The organism is Reichenbachiella sp. (assembly GCF_039944555.1).
Classification (GTDB): Bacteria; Bacteroidota; Bacteroidia; order Cytophagales; family Cyclobacteriaceae; genus Reichenbachiella.
On sequence record NZ_JBDUYN010000016.1, the window covers coordinates 55,779 to 75,995 of the forward strand.

At 39.9% G+C, this 20,217-nt stretch carries 16 protein-coding genes; 3 read left to right on the forward strand and 13 right to left on the reverse strand.

The genetic code is table 11. From position 1 onward, the window contains the following. Window positions 1–56 precede the first annotated feature (56 nt). A complete protein-coding gene (locus tag ABJD64_RS22665) occupies window positions 57–2,618 on the forward strand; it encodes an ATP-dependent Clp protease ATP-binding subunit (RefSeq protein WP_348181138.1) in 2,562 nt (853 codons plus the stop codon). 70 nt (window positions 2,619–2,688) lie between these two features. On the opposite strand, the gene ABJD64_RS22670 is transcribed toward ABJD64_RS22665, so the two are convergent. From ABJD64_RS22670 to ABJD64_RS22695, 6 genes are all read right to left on the reverse strand, one after another. Then, on the reverse strand, window positions 2,689–3,972 hold the full coding sequence (locus tag ABJD64_RS22670; RefSeq protein WP_348181139.1) for a hypothetical protein: 1,284 nt from the start codon (window positions 3,970–3,972) through the stop codon (window positions 2,689–2,691). Window positions 3,973–4,188: 216 nt separating this feature from the next. Continuing rightward, on the reverse strand, window positions 4,189–5,475 hold the full coding sequence (locus tag ABJD64_RS22675) for a hypothetical protein (protein WP_348181140.1): 1,287 nt from the start codon (window positions 5,473–5,475) through the stop codon (window positions 4,189–4,191). A 250-nt stretch (window positions 5,476–5,725) separates the two neighbouring features. Next, window positions 5,726–7,792, reverse strand: coding sequence for a VWA domain-containing protein (locus ABJD64_RS22680; RefSeq protein ID WP_348181141.1), 2,067 nt, complete (start codon window positions 7,790–7,792; stop codon window positions 5,726–5,728). Window positions 7,793–7,956: 164 nt separating this feature from the next. Then, on the reverse strand, window positions 7,957–8,703 hold the full coding sequence (fabG, locus tag ABJD64_RS22685; RefSeq protein ID WP_348181476.1) for a 3-oxoacyl-[acyl-carrier-protein] reductase: 747 nt from the start codon (window positions 8,701–8,703) through the stop codon (window positions 7,957–7,959). A gap of 179 nt (window positions 8,704–8,882) precedes the next feature. Beyond that, window positions 8,883–9,431 (reverse strand): carboxymuconolactone decarboxylase family protein, encoded by a 549-nt coding sequence (locus tag ABJD64_RS22690; protein WP_348181142.1) that lies wholly within the window; start codon window positions 9,429–9,431, stop codon window positions 8,883–8,885. A gap of 60 nt (window positions 9,432–9,491) precedes the next feature. Next, a complete protein-coding gene (locus ABJD64_RS22695; RefSeq protein ID WP_348181143.1) occupies window positions 9,492–10,376 on the reverse strand; it encodes a helix-turn-helix domain-containing protein in 885 nt (294 codons plus the stop codon). 187 nt (window positions 10,377–10,563) lie between these two features. Between ABJD64_RS22695 and ABJD64_RS22700 the strand changes: the two genes are divergently transcribed. Both ABJD64_RS22700 and ABJD64_RS22705 read left to right on the forward strand, forming a co-directional pair. Then, entirely contained in the window at window positions 10,564–10,896 is a 333-nt protein-coding gene (locus ABJD64_RS22700; protein WP_348181144.1) for a hypothetical protein, read from the forward strand. Between the two features lie 74 nt (window positions 10,897–10,970). After that, complete coding sequence (locus tag ABJD64_RS22705; RefSeq protein WP_348181145.1) at window positions 10,971–12,563, forward strand: SulP family inorganic anion transporter; 1,593 nt, start codon at window positions 10,971–10,973, stop codon at window positions 12,561–12,563. 170 nt (window positions 12,564–12,733) lie between these two features. Here ABJD64_RS22705 and ABJD64_RS22710 read toward each other — a convergent pair whose 3' ends face one another. From ABJD64_RS22710 to lysA, 7 genes are all read right to left on the reverse strand, one after another. Then, window positions 12,734–14,185: a dicarboxylate/amino acid:cation symporter gene (locus ABJD64_RS22710; RefSeq protein WP_348181146.1), complete on the reverse strand. Its 1,452-nt coding sequence runs from the start codon at window positions 14,183–14,185 to the stop codon at window positions 12,734–12,736. Between the two features lie 257 nt (window positions 14,186–14,442). After that, window positions 14,443–14,856, reverse strand: coding sequence for a VOC family protein (locus ABJD64_RS22715; protein WP_348181147.1), 414 nt, complete (start codon window positions 14,854–14,856; stop codon window positions 14,443–14,445). Between the two features lie 48 nt (window positions 14,857–14,904). Then, complete coding sequence (locus ABJD64_RS22720; RefSeq protein ID WP_348181148.1) at window positions 14,905–15,435, reverse strand: DUF4442 domain-containing protein; 531 nt, start codon at window positions 15,433–15,435, stop codon at window positions 14,905–14,907. A gap of 17 nt (window positions 15,436–15,452) precedes the next feature. Further along, window positions 15,453–15,965, reverse strand: coding sequence for a GTP cyclohydrolase (locus tag ABJD64_RS22725; protein ID WP_348181149.1), 513 nt, complete (start codon window positions 15,963–15,965; stop codon window positions 15,453–15,455). A 179-nt stretch (window positions 15,966–16,144) separates the two neighbouring features. Then, window positions 16,145–17,758, reverse strand: coding sequence for a sodium/sugar symporter (locus ABJD64_RS22730; RefSeq protein ID WP_348181150.1), 1,614 nt, complete (start codon window positions 17,756–17,758; stop codon window positions 16,145–16,147). A gap of 1 nt (window position 17,759) precedes the next feature. Continuing rightward, complete coding sequence (locus ABJD64_RS22735; protein WP_348181151.1) at window positions 17,760–18,662, reverse strand: hypothetical protein; 903 nt, start codon at window positions 18,660–18,662, stop codon at window positions 17,760–17,762. Window positions 18,663–18,954: 292 nt separating this feature from the next. After that, entirely contained in the window at window positions 18,955–20,187 is a 1,233-nt protein-coding gene (lysA, locus tag ABJD64_RS22740) for a diaminopimelate decarboxylase (protein ID WP_348181152.1), read from the reverse strand. Window positions 20,188–20,217: the final 30 nt, after the last annotated feature.

Below are 20,217 nucleotides of genomic sequence, written 5' to 3' on the forward strand. Positions count from 1 at the left end.
CTAATGTTTAGATTTTAGAAGATTAAAATTTATTTTTACTATACACAAAGTAGCGTATGGAAGCAAAGTTTTCAAATAGGGTAAAGGAAGTCATTTCGCTGAGCAGAGAAGAAGCGTTGAGACTTGGTCATGATTATATCGGAACAGAGCATTTGATATTGGGAATGATCCGAGAAGGTGAAGGTGTAGCAGTGAGCTTATTGAAAAAACTAGGTGTGTCTTTGGACGAACTTAGAGCTTCTATAGAAAAGGCCACAAAAGGATCAGCTACCAACAATGTCAAAAACCTGGCGAATATTCCTCTAACCCGTCAATCAGAAAAAGTATTAAAAATCACTTATCTGGAAGCAAAAATATTCAAGAGCCATTTAATCGGCACTGAGCATTTGCTACTTTCCATACTAAGAGATGAAGATAATATAGGTACTCAGATTTTAGACAAATTTGATGTCGCCTACGATGTAGTAAAAGAACTGCTTGAATACCAGACCGAACATCCAATGGGTTCTTCGGATACCGACGAACCTGATGAAGATTCTTCAAGGTTATTCGGATCAGGAAGTGGCGCCGGAGGCGGATCATCTTCAAGCAAAGAAACTTCAAAAGGTGGTGACAAATCGAGGACACCGGTTTTGGACAACTTTGGACGTGACCTTACAAAAATGGCCGAAGAAGATGCTTTGGATCCAATCGTAGGGCGTGATAAAGAGATTGAACGGGTAGCACAAATTCTTAGTAGAAGGAAAAAGAACAACCCTATTCTTATTGGTGAACCTGGTGTTGGTAAAACTGCCATTGCTGAAGGGTTAGCACTTAGAATTATACAGAAAAAAGTATCACGCGTGCTATTTGGCAAGCGAGTTGTAACACTTGATCTGGCCTCACTTGTGGCTGGTACTAAGTACAGAGGTCAGTTCGAAGAAAGAATGAAGGCGGTAATGAACGAGATTGAGAAATCTCCTGAAGTCATTCTCTTCATCGACGAGTTGCACACTATTGTTGGAGCGGGCGGGGCCTCAGGTTCTCTGGATGCATCTAATATGTTCAAGCCGGCTCTGGCGAGAGGAGAAATCCAATGTATCGGAGCTACAACACTTGATGAGTACAGGCAGTACATTGAAAAAGATGGAGCTTTAGCACGGAGATTTCAGATTGTAATGGTAGATGCTACCACAGTGGATGAAACCGTCCAAATCTTAAACAATATCAAGGACAAATACGAAAGTCATCATAACGTAAATTACACCGAGGAAGCGATTGCTGCTTGCGTAAATCTTTCAGACAGATACATTAGTGATAGGTTTTTGCCTGACAAGGCCATCGACGTAATGGATGAAGCGGGTTCAAGAGTACATATCAACAATATCTACGTTCCGGATGAAATTGTTAGTCTTGAGGAATCTATAGAGGATATTAAGGTTCAGAAGAATCAGGTGGTAAAAAGCCAGAAATATGAAGAGGCTGCCCAGCTTCGAGACAAAGAGAAAAAGCTTATCGAGCAGTTGGAATTAGCGAAGGCCAAATGGGAAGAGGAAACTAAATCTCAGCGATTTACCGTAGATGAGGACAGTGTGGCTGAAGTTATTGCCATGATGACAGGCGTACCCGCTAAACGAGTAGCTCAAAAAGAAAGTAACAAATTGCTTGGCATGAAAGATGATCTCAAACTAAAGATCATTGGTCAAGACGAAGTGATAGAAAAGCTAACAAAGGCTATTCAAAGAACCCGTGTCGGCTTAAAAGACCCTAGAAAACCAATTGGTTCATTTGTATTCCTGGGTCCAACTGGCGTAGGTAAGACCGAATTGGCCAAAGTACTTTCACATTATTTGTTTGATAAAGATGATGCTCTGGTAAGAATCGATATGAGTGAATACATGGAAAAATTCTCTGTGTCACGATTGGTTGGAGCACCTCCAGGATATGTAGGCTATGAAGAGGGTGGCCAGCTTACCGAAAAGGTAAGAAGAAAGCCATATAGTGTAGTACTTCTGGATGAGATCGAAAAAGCTCACCCTGATGTATTCAATATCTTGCTGCAAGTACTTGACGATGGTATTTTGACAGATGGCCTTGGACGAAAAGTTGACTTCCGCAATACCATTATTATTATGACTTCGAACATTGGTGTTCGTGATTTGAAAGATTTTGGTGCTGGAATTGGTTTTATGAACAAGTCCAAAAAGGACAATCTGGACGATGTAATGAAATCAACTATTCAAAGTGCATTGAAAAAAACATTCAGTCCGGAATTCTTGAATCGGTTGGATGATGTAATTACTTTCAATTCACTCGAAAGAGAGCATATTCACAAGATCATTGATATTTCTTTGGACAAACTGCTTGAAAGAATTATTGATCTGGGCTATAACATTGAATTAACGGAAAAAGCCAAAGACTTCTTATCTGAAAAAGGTTATGATGCCCAATATGGGGCAAGGCCATTGAATAGAGCTATTCAGAAGTATTTGGAAGACCCAATCGCTGAAGAGATTTTGAAAGGTGATGTGGCCGAGGGTGAAACGCTTGTAGCTGATCATAAGGTTAAAGATGATGTTTTGACCATTTCGGTTAAGAAAAGTAAGTCTTCCAAGAAAGAGAAGAAGGAAGAAGAATAAAAACAATATTTTAGTAGAATAAATAGTCCTGGGTTTGAATTCAGGACTATTTTTTTGCTCATATGTTAATTCAAAGATTACTTTCCAGCATTTGACCAATGCCACCAACGGAGTAAGTAGCAAATGAAGATTTGTCTGCACCTCCAGTTTTACCAGTGACATAAAGTACGTCCAAAACATTATTCTCACTATCAGGATATTTGGCCGCTACATAGAAATCAATCTGATAATAGATCAATACATCATAAATGTTTCGGACAGGAATCCAGCGGCTGGCCAATACTATCTTCCTAACATCATAACTGTTCTTTTCCAAATACATTTTCATCCGATCTTCAAGGTCTGAGCCATCGGACGGCCCATCTGCTGCACTGTAGGCCTGGGGAAAACGGTACTCTTCCAACGCTTTTTTAACTTCCTCAATCCGGCTTTTCTTTTTATTATCAACTGCAGCCAATGTGCTGGCGACCTTCTCATTGTCCAAATCGAGGGTCTTAACCAAACTCAAAATATTCTTTGTTGAGCTAAGCATATCCACAAGGTCTTTTCCCTTTTTGTAATCGGCCACCATCAAATCAGTATTGGCACTGCTTACCACCCGATCAATAATACTCTGCCTTATCTCTTCCCCATAATTCAACAAATCCTCCATAGCGGACAACTCCGAACTTCTCGATGACATATAGCCATTCCTAAAATGTGATGACACTTCACTACGCTTAACTCTATCCTTAATCACATAGTTGTCTTCGCTATTAACCACAGTAGGTCCGTTAATTTCTTCTTCAGCTGCATAATAAGTAGTTCGATAGCGTTCTCCGAAGTCCGCATCATCCTGATATTTGGATTTGAAGCTTTCAGTGGCTTTTTCTGCCATGGGAAGTACAAATTGCTCAAAGTCCTTCATGCCATTCACCATTACCAAAACAGCCTTGATAATGTCTTCAGAAGTTCCACTCATTGATATTTCGCTCTTTTCTTCCAGATGCCGCAGCTCTGCATAGATGGCTTTGTGAACCGCCTCCAGTTCTGCATCGTCCATCAGCATTTGATCCAGGGCCATTACTTGTGGTAAAAGGCTCTTGTCGAATGGCAACTCTGGGAGGTCAATTTCTACCTTCGGAAATGGTATGTCAGCTGATGACCCTGCACCGGAATTATTTGATTTGGTCTCTGTACTGCTTTTAACTGGTTCGGCTGTCTCAGATTTCACGATTGTTTTTGAGTCCGTACCCAGTACTTTTTCATCCGGTGTTGTGCCACTTTCCATTTTAGAGCCCTCACTCTTTGAACATCCGCCGGCAATCGATAATAGGACAAGAACCATTGGAGCAATGAATTTTACTTTTGTCATAGTATTTAATTTTGTTAAGGAGACAAAGTAAGTGGGAGCCAATTGCGAATTGAAAAAAGAAAGGTGTACTATGGGTGAACATCAATACAATTATGGAATTTTATGCCTTCCATTTATTCTGCCTTGACAGTTCTCCGTTTCACACCTTTATTCACCTGGGCATGTTGTTTTACGCCAAGTATTTGGACTAATTGCTCGCTTCGCTTAATTTATTCGTTATTCCAGGCTTTGGACTGGTTCAGGTTTTTCGGTTCTTCTCATCATTTCATGATGGATTTCATCCCATAGCATCATGAAGATGAGAAATTCATTGTTAGCACTCAGCTTTTCTCGTATTAGTAATTCGAACACTACGTTTTGCATATTGGTCAGTTGGTCTCTCAACTGGCCATTATTATAATCGCCAATGTTTTCTTTTAATTCAATGAGCTCTCGATAGTATTCATCCATCCGATCTTTTTTGCGTTGATTCATAGTCGCTTTCAAACTAGCAATCAGTCCCATCAACAGGATTAGTGAGGAAAGAATAAACCCCATAAATTCGGAGTATCGCTCTACAAATGAAGGCTTATCTCGATTGACGTAATCCAGCGTACCTTCATGAAACGGAAAGCTTAGGTTAATGTCCTGGTGGTTGACCTCAAATGTGTAGCTATTAGAGGATTCGAAAATTGGAACTATGTGGTGGTGATGGATGGTTTGAATCAAGTCATAAACTACCTTGTTAGAAAGATCGGATTGCGCAATCAAAAGTTCATGGACGGCCAATGTGTAGATCGGTTTTTCCAATGTCACACCAAAAGAATATCTTGAAAGAACATAAGGTGTTGTTTTTTTATAACTTTTGCAGAAGCCCTCTATAAAAGACCCGTGTCCAAAAGTTTCCTCGTGGTCGAGAGAATAAACATAGGACTCTCCTTTAAAAAGCATCTGACCTAACTCATAGTTCTCAAGTGCTGAGAAGAAAAGTAAGATGTTGTTCTCGGCTAGGTCTTTTTTCAGGTCGAAATGACTCTCCAATCTGTAGTTGATTGTCGAATCTCCTGTGAAACTTGGGATCAACTTTTTAAAGAAATCCAATTCGTCTGATTCTTTGGCTAATACCAAATAATCTCCCGTTTTGATATGATCATCAACTTCCTTTTGAGACATTTCGTGCCTGGAAACCACAACTAATACTTCGTGAAAAAATGGAACCACGGTTCTTAGCTTTCGTTTGGATTCATGAAAATCGAGTGTATTGTCTACGGAAGTCAAGTCAAATTTGCCCTTTTGCAGTTGGTGTAGGGCATCCACCTCAGTCAATGAATCCTGCACTTGAATTTCTATTTCAAATTTTGAATGATCATTGATTTGATCCACAATCTTCCTCATTACCACCTCGTCCTCTTCGGATACCATAAATTCCAGTTTGTAGCTAGAACCACAGGCAGATAGTAACGTGATGGAAATGCCGGCACATAGTAATGTCTTGATCTTCGATAGGCTCTTAAAAAAATTCATAGGTAGTTGGCTTGTTTGTCCTTGTATACAACAATAATCAACTTATGTCATATACACCTAAATAGGAGTGCTACTATGTTGAAAATATGCCATAGTTTATATCGATTCGGTATTTACTCCAATTTAGCAAACATAGCCTGGCTTGGGCATGCCTATACCTCAATATGTAATCTCAGTCAAAAATGCCTTGATATCAGAAAACCCAATACTGATTGGAGTTTGGTTTTGAGTTCTATTATAATAGTTATGATCAATACCCGCCATTATATTTTCGAGTGAACCACTCCAATGATGCAAAAGTCAGTAGAACAAATAAAATCCACCTCAGATGTATGACAGGGAAAATATCTTCTTGAGAATGAATTACACCTTTTAATTGAAAATTATCGATATCAGAAATCAAATTTTCAACACTATCATAGAATTTCCCATTTGTATTGTAGGCCACTTGTCTCATCAAATTAAAATCTGCCACTTGATCTAGCTCTTCCAGCTGAAGTTCTTTTACCGAAAATTTTCCATAAACGACCTCCTGCTTCCCATTAAGAGTGACCTTTGCCTGATAGTCATAAAGGCCTGGAGTCAAGTTCGAGACTTCTAATCTTGAATATGCAGAGCTGGGAGTAAAGTTGTACTCTTTTAGAAACTCTTCATTGCTTGTTATTGTAACCTGTACCTGCTCTCCAAAAACTCGTTCATAGATTTGATTGTAAATCTCCGCATGAAATTGTACAGTTTGGTTCTCAAAATATATATTATCTGACGGATAGAATTTAAATTTTCTTTTGTCAATTTTAGTACTCAGATACTGAATCGTCTTGAGAAAAATATCGTCAAATGATGTTGATGACTCAGTGATTGCAAATTCCTGCATTCTCCATTTCCAGAGACCTTCTGCAAGAAAAAAAGCCATTTTTACTCCGTTTTGCTCATTAAGATAGAAGAGGGGCTTTTTTGTTTGGATACTGCCCACACGTTGATATAAGAGTACTTCAGCCTTTGGAGGCAAAATTGATTCTCCATACGGCACACTAACTGGAGGGAAATTGGCGAAATTTAATTTTATATCTTCTCTCATCGAAAAAAGAGAGAACTCATCGTTGACGGCACCGAAAACCATATCTCTCTTTGCACCCTTTTGTGAAAAAGTAAACAGATCTTCAGTACGGCTGGCCATTAGAATATTTGATCTATCACCGAAAATGAGTAATGCGGGCACTCCTTGATCTCTTTGTGCCTGAACTGCCTCATTTGCTTTCTTATATCTACTGTATGCCTGATGTGAAATAACCAAATCATACTTATCAGGTTTAAGTTCGTTTACATCAGGTATGTAAGTCGTTAGTTCATAATTTTGGTTTTTTTCAATTACTGCGGCAAGCGCCTTAATATCGGGATGAGGTGAGGGGGCAACTAGCAATATTTTTTGCTTTCCATCTATTACGTCAATAAATATTCTTCTGTAATTGTTCGCTGCTACAGACTCATCTGGCATGCCAACTACTTTTACATCCAATTGCTGCATGCCATTTTCCTCCGCTTCAACTTCCAGCTCAATTCGGGTCAACCCTTCTTCATTTTTGAATTTTACCGCCTTTGAAGTGACTACTTTACCTTTACTTCTAATTTCCAGATGGGACTGCTCTTGTTGATACCCGTAGTTAATAATCTCCACCACAACCGGAAATTTATTACCTTGATAGGCGATTTTGTTATAAAGCACATTCTGCAATACAATATCTTTCTTCTGTAAGGTGTCTCCTACTCCGAGTGCAAGTACTTTATGGTTGTATGTAAAATAGGCTGGTGAAGTTCCTTGATTATACTTGCCATCGGATATTAAGTAGATGCCCTCAAGGTTCTTCCCTTCATATCGAGATTGCAAGTCTCTCAACCATTTATCCAGATTGGTTGTTTTCTGATCGAACCTGATATCTGTTACACTTTGAAGATCAGCATCAAGCGTGTGAATGTTTGCTTCGTAATTTTTCGACTCCAATTTACTCTTTAGTAAACCGACAGAGGATAGGAGATCTCGCTGTTCAATTGAGTCTAATCCCTGGATCATCGAAGAAGAATTGTCTACGGCAATCACGAATGCAGGACGCTCTACTTCGCTCACGATTTGATTCAGAAGAGGATTGAGTAATAGAATCAGTAGCACGAAAATCAAAACGAATCTCAAGACTGTCAGCAACCAATTAGTCAATCCGTTCCAAGGAGTTTTTTTTGAATAGACCAGATAGGATATTGCTGCTGCCAGTAGCAGGCAGAACGGTACAAACCAAGCCGAATGTTCAAAAATTAAATCTGGCAATTTATCAGATAGTGATGAGTGTGTAGTAACGAAAAAATGAAGATAATGATTGGACTCGGAAAAGAAAAATGGCTGACTCCAAATATCTGTCTTATATGCATTTATGTATTTTCAGACAGATCACCCGGATTAACCCGGGTGATGATCTCAATTACTTTTTTCTATCAAGTGAGCATAGCTCCATCCACCTGAATAACCTGTCCAGAGATATAAGTCGATTGATCTGACCCAAGAAAAACACAGCAGTCAGCTACTTCTTCGGGTTGTCCTCCCCGCTTCATAGGAATGGCGTCTCTCCAACCTTGAACAGTTTTTTCATCCAAGACCTCAGTCATTTCTGTTTCGATAAAACCAGGTGCTACAGCATTGCATCTGATATTTCTTGATCCTAATTCCAAAGCGACAGATTTTGTGAATCCAATAATACCGGCTTTGGAGGCCGCATAGTTAGCTTGCCCTGCATTACCTTTTACACCTACCACAGAGGTGATATTGATTATCGATCCGGCCTTTTGCTTCATGAAAGTACGTGTCGCAGCTTTTACCGTATTAAAGCACGATTTAAGATTGACATTGATAACATCATCCCACATTTCAACAGTCATTCTCATGAGTAAGTTGTCTTTTGTTATACCTGCATTATTGATCAATACATCCAGGCTACCAAAATCAGCAACTACATTGTTGATCAATTCTTCAGCGGCAGAGAAGTCTGACGCATCAGAACGATAACCCTTTGCCTTTACACCCTTTGCCTCTAATTCTTTCACTAATGCTTCACCTTTTTCGACGCTTGACAAATAGGTAAAAGCTACATTGGCACCTTGTTCGGCATATTTCATAGCGATGGCTCGGCCAATCCCTTTAGAAGCTCCAGTCACCAACGCTGTTTTTCCTTGTAATAAACCCATGTTTGATTTGATTTGTATCTCGTTAGATTTTCTTAAAGCCTCAAAAGTAATCGCTTTCATCAAACCTGCCTTATGCCCTATCAAATTATTGAGTATTGTCAATTCTATTGCTAATAAAACAAACAAAAAAATCCCGAAAGCATCGCCTTCGGGATTTGATTTATATAACATCTATTACTTTAAACAGCCGCAGTCTCCAGCTCTTGAGCAGTAGGAAAATCAACAGGAATACTTGTGGATCCATAGAGAAGGTTACTTATGGTTTTATCTCCAACTAAGATGATAGTATCTACCAGGTTCTCTTTTGTATAACCTGCATCAAATAGGGCTTCAATAGTGCTTTGCTCAGGTTTACTTCTATTGATTACAGCACTTTTGACATATTTTGCCAGTGCATCCAATTTTGGGTCAAATGACGCCTCACCACTTCTTATTTCCAAGATTTGCTCTTCGGTAAAACCATTCATTTTACCAATTGCGGTATGGGCAGCCTTGCAATAAGTACAGTCATTTACTTCACTCACAACCAGGTTGATCACTTCCTTTTCTTTACCTGAGAGGGTTGTTTTCCTATTGGCCAACGTCAAATAATCGGCTAATCCATTTTCAGAATGTGTGTAGGTCGCATAAAGATTTGGAACAAACCCGACTTGACTTTTGAGATTATCGAAGATCGCTTGATTATCTGCTGAAACTTCTTCTCTTGTTGGTACTTTAAAACTTTCCATTTTTAATTTTTTATATAATTTGAAATTTTATTTCTAATCATATAAACCGTGAAAGCTGGATCAGGTAAGAGTCGATTTTTCCTTAATGATTGTCAATTTTTCCTTTTGTCTTTTACTGGTTCTGAATTCTATTGGGGATTGACTGGTTACTTTTTTAAACATCTTATTAAAGGAAGATACATTTTCGAATCCGAGTTCAAAGGCTATTTCCTTGCCTGTCCTTTCAGTCTTAATCAATAATCGCTGCGCTTCTATAACTATCCGATCATGTATGATTTGTAAGGGTGACTTGCTGCCATAAAGATTGAACACGTTCGAAAGAGTCTTCGGCGATTTAAACATTAATTCTGCATAGTCGGCTACTTGCTTTAAAGATTTGTAATTAGCATCAACGAGGATATTAAATCGCCTGATAATATCTACGGATTCGTTGTCCTGGGATTCACCGAATGCCTGCTCTTTTACCAAGCGTGTGCATTTAATAATCAATCGCTTCAAAAGCATTTGAAGCATCTCACCCTGAATATTATCCTTCGTTTCAAATTCATCCTTAAATACATCCAATAAAGATTCCATTTTTGATTTTTCACTCTTGTTGAGATGAATAATGGGTATATCTCTGGAACCCATGAACAGTATCCCGTTACAAGACACCTCAAGGTCATGATCGTTGATGCAATAAAATTCACGGTTGAATGACACAATAGTGAGCTCAGGTAAGGGTGTATCGAAGTGTATCAGATGCACGTAGGTCACCGTGGTCATTTGATCAGGTAAAAGTGTAATCGGCAAATCATCTACAAAAAAGCTTACCTCGTCTGGGCTCTGATTCCAAATGATATGTATCAGGCCTTTTTTCATATTGGCATCTTCCGTTACCAAACCTACACTATCGGTCAAACGCAAAAGAGCGTGCAGTTCACTTTCTTTATATTCAAAATACATATGTCAACACTTTCATCAATACAACACGATTATATGAAATAGGTTCTGTCGTCTTTACCTTTTCTTTAAGCATGAGCAAATTGCCGTTTAACAAATGCCACTACCAAATGAAACTTTTTGTTTGTTTATAAGTAAAAAATAGCGAATCTTAGCAGCAAAACTATTGATCGACAGATCAAATAAATACATGAGCAAAAAGGAAATTACATCACTTGTGAGCCAATCGCTGATCATTTTTTTGATGATCACTTTTGTAATTTCTGCAGTTGTTCCTGATTTTTCGCTGGATGTCCAGAGCGTAAATGTTGAAGAGACAGATATGGATGGGCAGGAATCCAGTGAAGAAAAGAAAGAAAGTAAAGAGGATAAGGAAAATATCAATCACGACTTGCGAAATTCTGTTGAAATATCTTCAGGACAAGAAAATATCCTTAAGCATCCGGAACGCTGTCCTTTACACCAAGAGCTCTATCTTCCTGTAATTACTCCCCCTCCTGATCAGACTAGAGTATTCTGCTAAAGGCAGTTTTCAAAATCTAGCTTTGTCAATTATTTAATTCAAGAGACCCATTGGGTCTGTTCATCAATATTATTATGAAAAAAACAGGAAATCACGGACTTTTTGATCACATCGGTAGTGATCTACCGGCGAGTTTGGTCGTATTTTTAGTAGCCGTACCCTTATGTCTTGGCATCGCGCTGGCTTCAGGAGCGCCCTTATTTTCGGGGATCATTGCCGGAATCGTAGGCGGAATTGTCGTTGCTTCCATTAGTCGCTCACAACTTGGTGTTAGTGGGCCAGCGGCAGGTTTGGCAGTGATCGTACTTACAGCCATCGGTGACATGGGGAGCTTTGAAAATTTTCTTGCTGCTGTTGTTATTGCAGGGATATTTCAAGTCCTTCTTGGCATCTTCAAAACAGGCGTATTTGCTTATTATCTTCCTTCTTCAGTGATCAAAGGAATGCTATCTGGAATAGGGGTAATTATCATCCTTAAGCAAATTCCTCATGCCTTTGGATATGATTTGGACCCTGAAGGAGATATGGGGTTTATTCAACCCGATGGCCACAACACCTTTTCTGAATTGTTTTACGCCTGGGAAAATATAACGCCAGGTGCAATGATAATTAGTATAGTTGGACTGGCTATTCTTCTCTTGTGGGAACGGCCATTTATGAAAAAACTCAGTTTTACCAAAATACTTAACGGACCATTACTCGCAGTAGCGGCTGGTGTTGGGCTCAATTTGCTTTTTGAAAACATGCCCTATTTTTCATTGCACGGCGAACATGTGGTGAGTATCCCGGTGACTGCCTCTATCGGCGAATTCCTCGATCAGTTTACTTCACCAAATTTTGCCATGTTTGCACAGAAAAAAACTTACATGGTAGCACTTACAATAGCCATAGTAGCTAGTATTGAAACCCTACTGAGTGTGGAAGCTGCCGACAAAATGGATCCGGAAAGAAGGATTACACCTACCAACAGAGAATTAATCGCCCAGGGGATTGGCAACTCCGTGTCCGGGCTGATTGGCGGTTTGCCAGTTACTCAGGTAATTGTACGGTCATCCGCGAACGTTCAATCAGGCGGTAAAACCAGACTTTCAGCAATATCGCATGGTGTATTGCTGCTTGTATGTGCTATAGCAATTCCTCATATTCTGAATTTGATTCCACTGGCTAGTCTGGCTGCTGTCCTACTTGTCGTAGGGTATAAATTGGTGAAACCTTCCATTTTTAAAGCGATGTATAAGACTGGTCACTCTCAGTTTTATTCTTATATCATTACTATTCTCGGTATAGTTTTCACCGACCTATTGACTGGAATCGGTGTTGGTATGATCGTAGCGGTAGTATTTATTCTATGGAATAATTTTAAAACACCTTACCATTTCGATCCAAAAGAAGTGAAAGAAGGTGAACCAATTAAAATTGAGCTTTCTGAGGATGTGAGCTTTCTAAATAAAGCCGGTTTCATAAAAACATTTGGACTACTACCAGAAAACTCACACGTTATTATCGACGCCACAAGGACCCAGGATATACATTGGGATGTACTGGAGCTAATTGAAGACTTTAAGATTAATGCCCAATCCAAAAATATACAGCTTGAGTTGGTCGGGTTTAAAGAAGATGAAAGTCATAATGTGGTCGATACGCTACATGCACACGTGCAGAAGTAATTTTGACAAAAAAATAAGGCCATTGAACTACTTAGTTCAATGGCCTTAATATTATCCTCTGTATTTACTGGTTACAACAAGGTTAGTCTGCACATTATCTCTAGATAATGCCCTTGGAGAGTTAGTATATCCACACGATTTACTTACCCTTTGTGGGCAGTCGGATACCATTATTTGGTTACTGAATACTCCTGATTGGATAGGGTTTGCGTTTCGACTGAACTTTCAATTCTGATTTCTTCACCATCTAGTTGGTTTTCAGAATGAGCTACCAGCGCACAGACCATGGTGTCACCAGTCACGTTGACGGTGGTTCTAATCATATCCAGAATCCGATCGACAGGAAATATGATAGCTATCCAAGCTGGGTTGAGTCCCACTGATTGGAGTACTATGATAAGCATAATCAATCCTGCAGATGGTACAGCAGCAGTTCCAATAGAAGCGAGTGTAGTGGTAAGCACAATGGTCAATTGCTGAGCAAATGTTAGGTCAATCATATGAAGCTGTGCTAAAAATATGACTGCCACGGCTTGATATAAACTGGTACCGTCCATATTCACCGTAGCTCCTATGGGAAGAACAAAGCTGGAGATATTTTTCGGGACACCCATTTTTTCTTCTACACATTCCATTGTGACAGGCAAAGTTGCAGCACTCGAACTGGTCGAAAAGGCTAGGAACTGAGCGGGACTAATGTTCTTGAAGAACCGTCTGTAAGATGAACCCTTGACAAATAACTTTAATATACCGGGATAGATAATAAAAGCAAGGATCATAAGCGACAGCACGACAGTTAGGGAATAATAGCCGAGACCAATAAAAATTTCTATAATTTCTCCTGGTGTATCGGCCATTTTTGCGACTGTACCTGCAACCAGAGCAAAAACGAATAAAGGAGCGGCCTTCATGACGGCATGAACCATGATGAGGAATATTTCATTCATTGCTGAAATAAAGTCGGTTATGCCAGCAGCGCTGTTTTCAGGTGCAATGGCCACACAAATTCCAAAAAAAATGGCAAAGAAAATCAGTTGTAGCATCAACTGATTATTTGACATAGACAAAATAATGTTTTCAGGCACCATGTCCACAATAAACTGAAGAGGGCTTTGATTCTTTTTTGCATTAGCCAGGCTGATTTTTTCACTCAACATTTGATCCGCAGTATTGGCCTCCAATCGCGCCATGGAAATATCATGATACTTGCTGAACGCGGTATCTTTCAAATAAGATCTACCATCTGCCGTGGCTGCCATATGATTATCCATCAACCACACTTCATAACTTATGCGATTTTCTATGCGCTGCTCTTTCTCAATCCGTTTACCCGGTTTCAGTATATTGACCATTCCCAGGCCAATGGAGATAGCAAGTACGGTGGTAACCATGTAAATACCCAGGGTCTTAAAACCCAGACGCTTGAGTTTAGATATATCGCTCAAACCGGCCACTCCATTGATTATTGAAAAAAGCACCAACGGTACCGCAATAAATTTCAACAACCTGATAAAAATGGTTCCAAATGGGTCTATCCAATTGATCGTAAAGCCATTCAGGCCGAGCACGCTCGAAGCAAAAGTCCAAAAGATACCCAAGACGAGACCAATAAAAATTTTCATGTATAAAGGCAAGGTTTTCCACATATTGTATTTATTTATGTTTATGAATAAATGCACCAGTGAAAAAAATTCCACGCCTTAGATCAATATTTAATTTACTTATGGGAATCACCTTACCGGTAAATAGATGTGCTTGCGAAGCAATGGGTATGCCAATAGGGTAAAGAACAACAAGTGATGAGATAGTTTTGCTCACAGGAAATAAAGAAGCAAGAAATCTGAAATAATCAGCTCTTCAAATACAGATTTGGTTTGTGCTACCCTCTATATTCACTGATTTCGAACAGATGCCCGTCAGGGTCTTGAAAGAAACATCTAATTTCTGCCCCCCAGTCGTATGGTGGGGTGATAAACTCTGCTCCTCTAGCCTTAAGAATTTCATAGGAATGTTGACAATCCTCAACACGAATAGTGTAGGCGTGCCCTACTTTATTTGGTTGAGCTGGAGGCTCGAATCGGATGTCCGGTTTATCTGCTGTTGGCTCGCCCGATGATACCAACAGTATCCAATGTCCCAAAAATTTCAGCACAACAGAGTCTCCTCCATATTCTCTGAATAATTCTGAGCCTAGTACCTTCTGATAAAACACTTTGGATTTTTGAACATCCGAAACTACTAGTATGGTGGTCAGCTCAGACTTGTTGAATGGGTTCTGATTTGCATTTTCCATGTTTTCTAAGTTAGTTCTAGCCAAGTTAGCCAATCTCATCTTAAAATCTTAGTCCTTTTGAAGGGCTAGTCTTACCTTCCTTTTTTCCTTGTAGTGCTCTTTCGATGCTATATAGAGCACCTTCTCTACCTCCGCATAGACCACTCCCTTCTCATCCATCAGCTCAACCTTTAAAGTATAGTCCTTCTCCTTTAACTCGCTTATTTCTTCTTTTATCTTTATGATAAATTCTTTGGAGATGATGAACTCTGCAAATAACGTGGTGTTGCCAGGTCGTCTAAACCGGATGGAAGCTGACTTATCCCAAACAACGTAGTCCTTACCCAGAATATTAATCAATTGAACCATATATATTCCGTCAGCACAGCTATACATAGACCCGCCATAAATAGTACCTACATAATTTCTGGTTTTATAATTCAGTGGTAATTTGATTTTGGCATAGTGAAAATCATCACTGGCCTTAATCATTTTAGCTCCTGTCCGCCTGAAGCCTGGAAATATATTGAACATGAGCTTGAAGACCCTGCCCTTTCCAATGACACGCCCAACTCGATGCAACATTCTTTCTATGTCCATTATTTCGTAATTTGAAGTTAAAGGATGATTTCTTTGATGCCTGTGATTTCAATGCCATGTTGAGCCAGTGTATCGACCTTGTCAGGGTTATTAGTAAGTATTCTGATTGATCTTACTCCTATGTCTTTCAGGATTTTTGCTGCTGCACTAAAATCGCGGTTGTCTTTCCTAAAGCCTGCTGCTTCATAGGCATCGGCCTGTTTCATACCTTCTTTCTTATATTTCACACTATTGAGCAAAGCAAAATGCCCGTTGCCTTTGCCTTCCTGATTGAGCAAGATGATGATTCCTTTGCCTTCTCTTTGAATGAGCTCCTGAGAAATATTCATCTGCTCCTGACAATCACATTCTATGCTGTTGAAATAGTGCCCAAAGACACAGGCCGAATGGATACGACACATGATATCCTCCTGATTATTGATATCACCACTGATAAGTGCCAATGACTCTGTTTGGCCATCGTAATAGAGGACTTCCTGAAAGTCTCCATATTTAGTTTTCAGTGGACCTGAGGCAAGCTTTACGATCATCTGATTGAGTTAACAGTCCAATGGAAAGATACGAATTCAGCTCGTAAGAGTTGATGCTATTGGTGAACATGGCTTGTAAAGTTGAAAAAAAAGTATTCAGCATAATCTGTTTTGCTGGACATAAAAAAACCTCTTAGAACCAAGTCTAAGAGGTTATCAAATTATCTTAATGAGATGGTCTACCAGAACAAGGCGTACAACACTGCCGTGATGATACAAATAGCAAAAGCGGATATGTTGAACGTTGGACTGGTTTTGAATAGGCCCTTGTGCAATTCAATCCCTTTCGGATCATCAGTTCCTCCACCAGATACCTGGCTTATGACTGCAATTACAATCATAGTTCCCAAAGCTGTCAATCCCATCTGATTCATAAATGGAATTCCAGGAACCATTTTGAGGCCGATAGCAATCGGCACAGAAAGAATCGCTCCCCATATAGCGGCCTTGTTAGTCGTCTTTTTCCAGAATAGACCAAGAATGAATACTGCCAAAATACCAGGACTAACGATGCCTGTATATTCCTGAATAAACTGGAAAGCCTGATCTATTCCACCCAATAGCGGTGCCATGACACAAGCCACAACCAATGCAGCTCCAGCCGCCAATCGACCAGTAGATACCAATTGTTTTTCGCTCGCGTTTTTGTTGATATACTGCTTATAGATGTCCATTGTGAAGATGGTGGAAGTGGAGTTCAGCATGGAAGCCAGTGAAGAGACTACCGCTGCGGCCAAAGCTGCAAATGCTACTCCTTTTAACCCGGTAGGCAATAGTTGTAATAACCATGGATATGCTTTGTCTGAAGCTCCCTCCCCAGGTAGGTTCATTTGTGCAGCTTCACCTAAACGAGCCATGATTTCAGGGTCATTTACCATGACATAGGCGGCGATGCCCGGGATAACTACAATGAAAGGTATAATTAACTTCAAGCCAGCAGCCAGGGCAATACCTTTTTGAGACTCTTCAAGTGACTTGGCGGCCAAAGTTCTTTGAATGATGTACTGATTGAATCCCCAGTAATAGATGTTGGCTACCCACATTCCACCGACCAATACCCATATGCCTGGAAGGTTCTTAAATTCCGGATTGGATTCATCTAATATCATATGGAAACTATCCGGTGCTGCAGCAATCAGTTGATTAAATCCGGCAATCACTCCCTGGCCATCTGATACTACGTTTAGGGCGAGATAGGTTGTTACCAACCCACCCAGCACAAGAAATACCACTTGAATAACGTCTGTCCAGGCTACAGCGGATAATCCACCATAAAGTGAATAAGCAGCGGCAAATAACCCCAGACCAATCACGCCATACATCATTGGGATACCCATGATTGTTTCAAGAGCCAACGAACCCAGATACAATACAGAGCTTAGATTCACAAAAACATACAGGGCTATCCAAAAAACTGCAAGTATAGTTTTCAAATTGGTGCTAAATCTCTTTTCGACGAATTCCGGAATTGTATATAGTCCCTTTTCAATAAAAATTGGAAGAAAGTACTTTCCGACGATGATCAGTGTAATGGCTGCCATCCATTCGTAGGAGGCAATAGCCAATCCCAGCGCAAATCCTGAACCTGACATGCCAATAAATTGCTCTGCAGAGATGTTGGCGGCAATCAGTGAAGCTCCGATGGCCCACCAAGGCAGTGACTTTCCCGCCAAGAAGTAATCTTCGGCATTCTTTTCATGGCCTTTTTTGTCCCTGGACACGAATAAGCCCACACCCAAAATAACTGCGCAATAAGCAGCGAAAATGATAAAATCTAAGGTCGAAAAATTCATATTATTTATTTAGTAGTAAGTTTCTGATGCCAAAACTCATCGACACCTTTTCGTTTGGTTTTAATCTAATTAATCCTTGCCCAGTATTGAAGGCGTTGGGTGCACAGGTGACCGGTTCAACAGCAATGGAATTTCGGCCGGGCGGTGTAAATATTTGTACATACTTGTACTTTTTATCTTCACTCTCCTGCCACACTTCTATTTCATTTGTTGAATCCTTAAGTTTTACAGAAAATTGGTCGCTTCCGTTTATCTCAAAACAATCATCAAGTTGGAGCTCTTCTATAGTCCTTTCCTCTTCAAATCCGTGCCTCGCCAATAACTCGTTATCGAAGTTTGAGGTTATTCGTTCTGCACCACTCATTTGCATTTTCACAGCATTCACATTATCGAACCTAAAATAGGGATGCCAGCCATCTCCTATCGGAATATTAGATGCGCTCGTATTGGTAATTGCGGTCTGCATTTCTGCTCCATCTTCACGAAACTTGTAAATCAGTGTAAGACAATATGAAAAGGGATAGCCTTGATCCGTACCCTTATACTTGTAAACAAGCCTAACTGAAGATTCATATTCGCCAGCTGACTCTTCTACCAGTTCAAAAGGTCTACAGTGCAAAAAAGCGTGCAGATTGTTGTTGGCGTCTACTTCGTTGATCGGCAACTGATAGGTAGTGCCCTCAAATACATATCGACCTTCAGTAACTCGATTCGGAAACGGAGATAACTTTGAACCTTTGAATGCTGAATGATGATCGTTGATGATTTCTTTCCCGGAGCGATATCCATCTATAACAGAAACCAGTTGATCATTGGCGTTTTTGATAACCAGGTCATTGAGCCCTGCACCAAATTCGGTGAGCACTTCTAAATATTCCCCAGTATGATCATTAATTAGGCGCACAGCATCAAATTTTCCAATTTTATGTTTTACAACTTTAAACACAATGCAATATTTGCCAATTCACCCCGGCAATGGGATTAGATATATTTCAAAATGGGGGGAGATTTATTTCAATCGTTTTGGGGGGAATGGCTAAACTCACTAAAAATGAGCTTATTTCAAAATTGTGAACAAAATTGTGTCTGCCAAACCGAAAGAAACCCCTGGACCCAAACTACATTCTATAGCAATATATATCATTTTTATTAAATGTACTTTATACGTTTATAACATTGATTACAGCACAAATAAATCAACCTACCAAGATTTGATTTTTTACCAAGTCTTCATAGTTGTCCCGTCTGCGTACAAGGCGCGCCTGCCCTCCTTCTACCATTACCTCTGGAGGTCTGAATCTTGAATTGTAGGTGGAGGCCATGCTGTATCCGTAGGCACCAGCACTCTTAAAGATGACAATGTCCCCCTCTTTAGTTTCTGGCAACATCCTGTCGATGGCGAAGTTGTCAATTTCACAGATATTACCTACTACTGTGTATTTTTTTAGCGCTCCGTTGGCATTCGAAGCATTATGTATCTCATGATAAGCACCGTACATCATGGGCCTGATGAGCTGATTAAAACCACTGTCTACTCCTAAAAATTCAGTACCTCCGTTTCTCTTTCTCACCACACATGTTGTAATCAGATAGCCGGCATTGCCTACCAGATATCTTCCAGGTTCAAACCAAAGTTCCAGTTTGCGGCCGTATTTTTCGCAGAAAACTGAAAACTCCTGGTCCAATTGCTTACCAAGCTCTATTACATCGATTACTTCGTTACCGTCTCCTACATCTACCTTAATTCCACCTCCGAAATCGATGAATGCTAGTTTTTCAAATCGCATGGCAATGTTGAAGACCGCTTTTGCACCACTGATGAAAATCTCCGGGCTCATGATTACCGAACTAGAATGAATATGAATACCATCAATAGTCAAATCATACTTCTTTTCCAGAGCCTTTATATCATCTATCTGGTCCAACGAAATTCCAAACTTTGATTGTTTGTGCCACCAATCGACTTTCTCACTATTGGCTTGAGCTGCGATCTGCGGATTGAGTCTTATACATACTGGAACGCTCCCATTATATTTTTGTCCAAACTTCTCAAGATTAGAGAGGTTTTCTATGTTGATTTTTACGCCCATTTCCACCGCCTGTTCAATCTCCGAAAAATCAACACAGTTTGGAGTAAACACTATATCATTGGGCTGAAAGCCGACCGTTAGTCCCATCTGAATTTCAGGTAGTGAGACCGTATCCAAGCCTGTACCCTGCTTCAAAAGAAATTTCATGACACTCATATTGGTAAGCGCCTTGCATGCATACTTCACTCTCAAATCGACACTGCTGAATCCCTCTCTGAAGCGATCCAAATGCTCTTTGATAACTTCAGTATCATACACGTAGAGTGGTGTCCCAAATTCTTTAGCAAGATTCTCAACAGGAATGTTTTGAATGTGATAAGTATTATTTTGTAGTTTCATCTGTTTTAGTTTGTCTTTTATCGATCAGCG

Bases quoted from the DNA above. Each gene is read 5' to 3' on its own strand.
- ABJD64_RS22665 (WP_348181138.1), top strand. From the start codon at position 57: ATGGAAGCAAAGTTTTCAAATAGGGTAAAGGAAGTCATTTCGCTGAGC.
- ABJD64_RS22670 (WP_348181139.1), bottom strand. From the start codon at position 3,972: ATGACAAAAGTAAAATTCATTGCTCCAATGGTTCTTGTCCTATTATCG.
- ABJD64_RS22675 (WP_348181140.1), bottom strand. From the start codon at position 5,475: ATGAATTTTTTTAAGAGCCTATCGAAGATCAAGACATTACTATGTGCC.
- fabG (WP_348181476.1), bottom strand. From the start codon at position 8,703: ATGGGTTTATTACAAGGAAAAACAGCGTTGGTGACTGGAGCTTCTAAA.
- ABJD64_RS22690 (WP_348181142.1), bottom strand. From the start codon at position 9,431: ATGGAAAGTTTTAAAGTACCAACAAGAGAAGAAGTTTCAGCAGATAAT.
- ABJD64_RS22695 (WP_348181143.1), bottom strand. From the start codon at position 10,376: ATGTATTTTGAATATAAAGAAAGTGAACTGCACGCTCTTTTGCGTTTG.
- ABJD64_RS22700 (WP_348181144.1), top strand. From the start codon at position 10,564: ATGAGCAAAAAGGAAATTACATCACTTGTGAGCCAATCGCTGATCATT.
- ABJD64_RS22705 (WP_348181145.1), top strand. From the start codon at position 10,971: ATGAAAAAAACAGGAAATCACGGACTTTTTGATCACATCGGTAGTGAT.
- ABJD64_RS22710 (WP_348181146.1), bottom strand. From the start codon at position 14,185: ATGAAAATTTTTATTGGTCTCGTCTTGGGTATCTTTTGGACTTTTGCT.
- ABJD64_RS22715 (WP_348181147.1), bottom strand. From the start codon at position 14,856: ATGGAAAATGCAAATCAGAACCCATTCAACAAGTCTGAGCTGACCACC.
- ABJD64_RS22720 (WP_348181148.1), bottom strand. From the start codon at position 15,435: ATGGACATAGAAAGAATGTTGCATCGAGTTGGGCGTGTCATTGGAAAG.
- ABJD64_RS22725 (WP_348181149.1), bottom strand. From the start codon at position 15,965: ATGATCGTAAAGCTTGCCTCAGGTCCACTGAAAACTAAATATGGAGAC.
- ABJD64_RS22730 (WP_348181150.1), bottom strand. From the start codon at position 17,758: ATGAATTTTTCGACCTTAGATTTTATCATTTTCGCTGCTTATTGCGCA.
- lysA (WP_348181152.1), bottom strand. From the start codon at position 20,187: ATGAAACTACAAAATAATACTTATCACATTCAAAACATTCCTGTTGAG.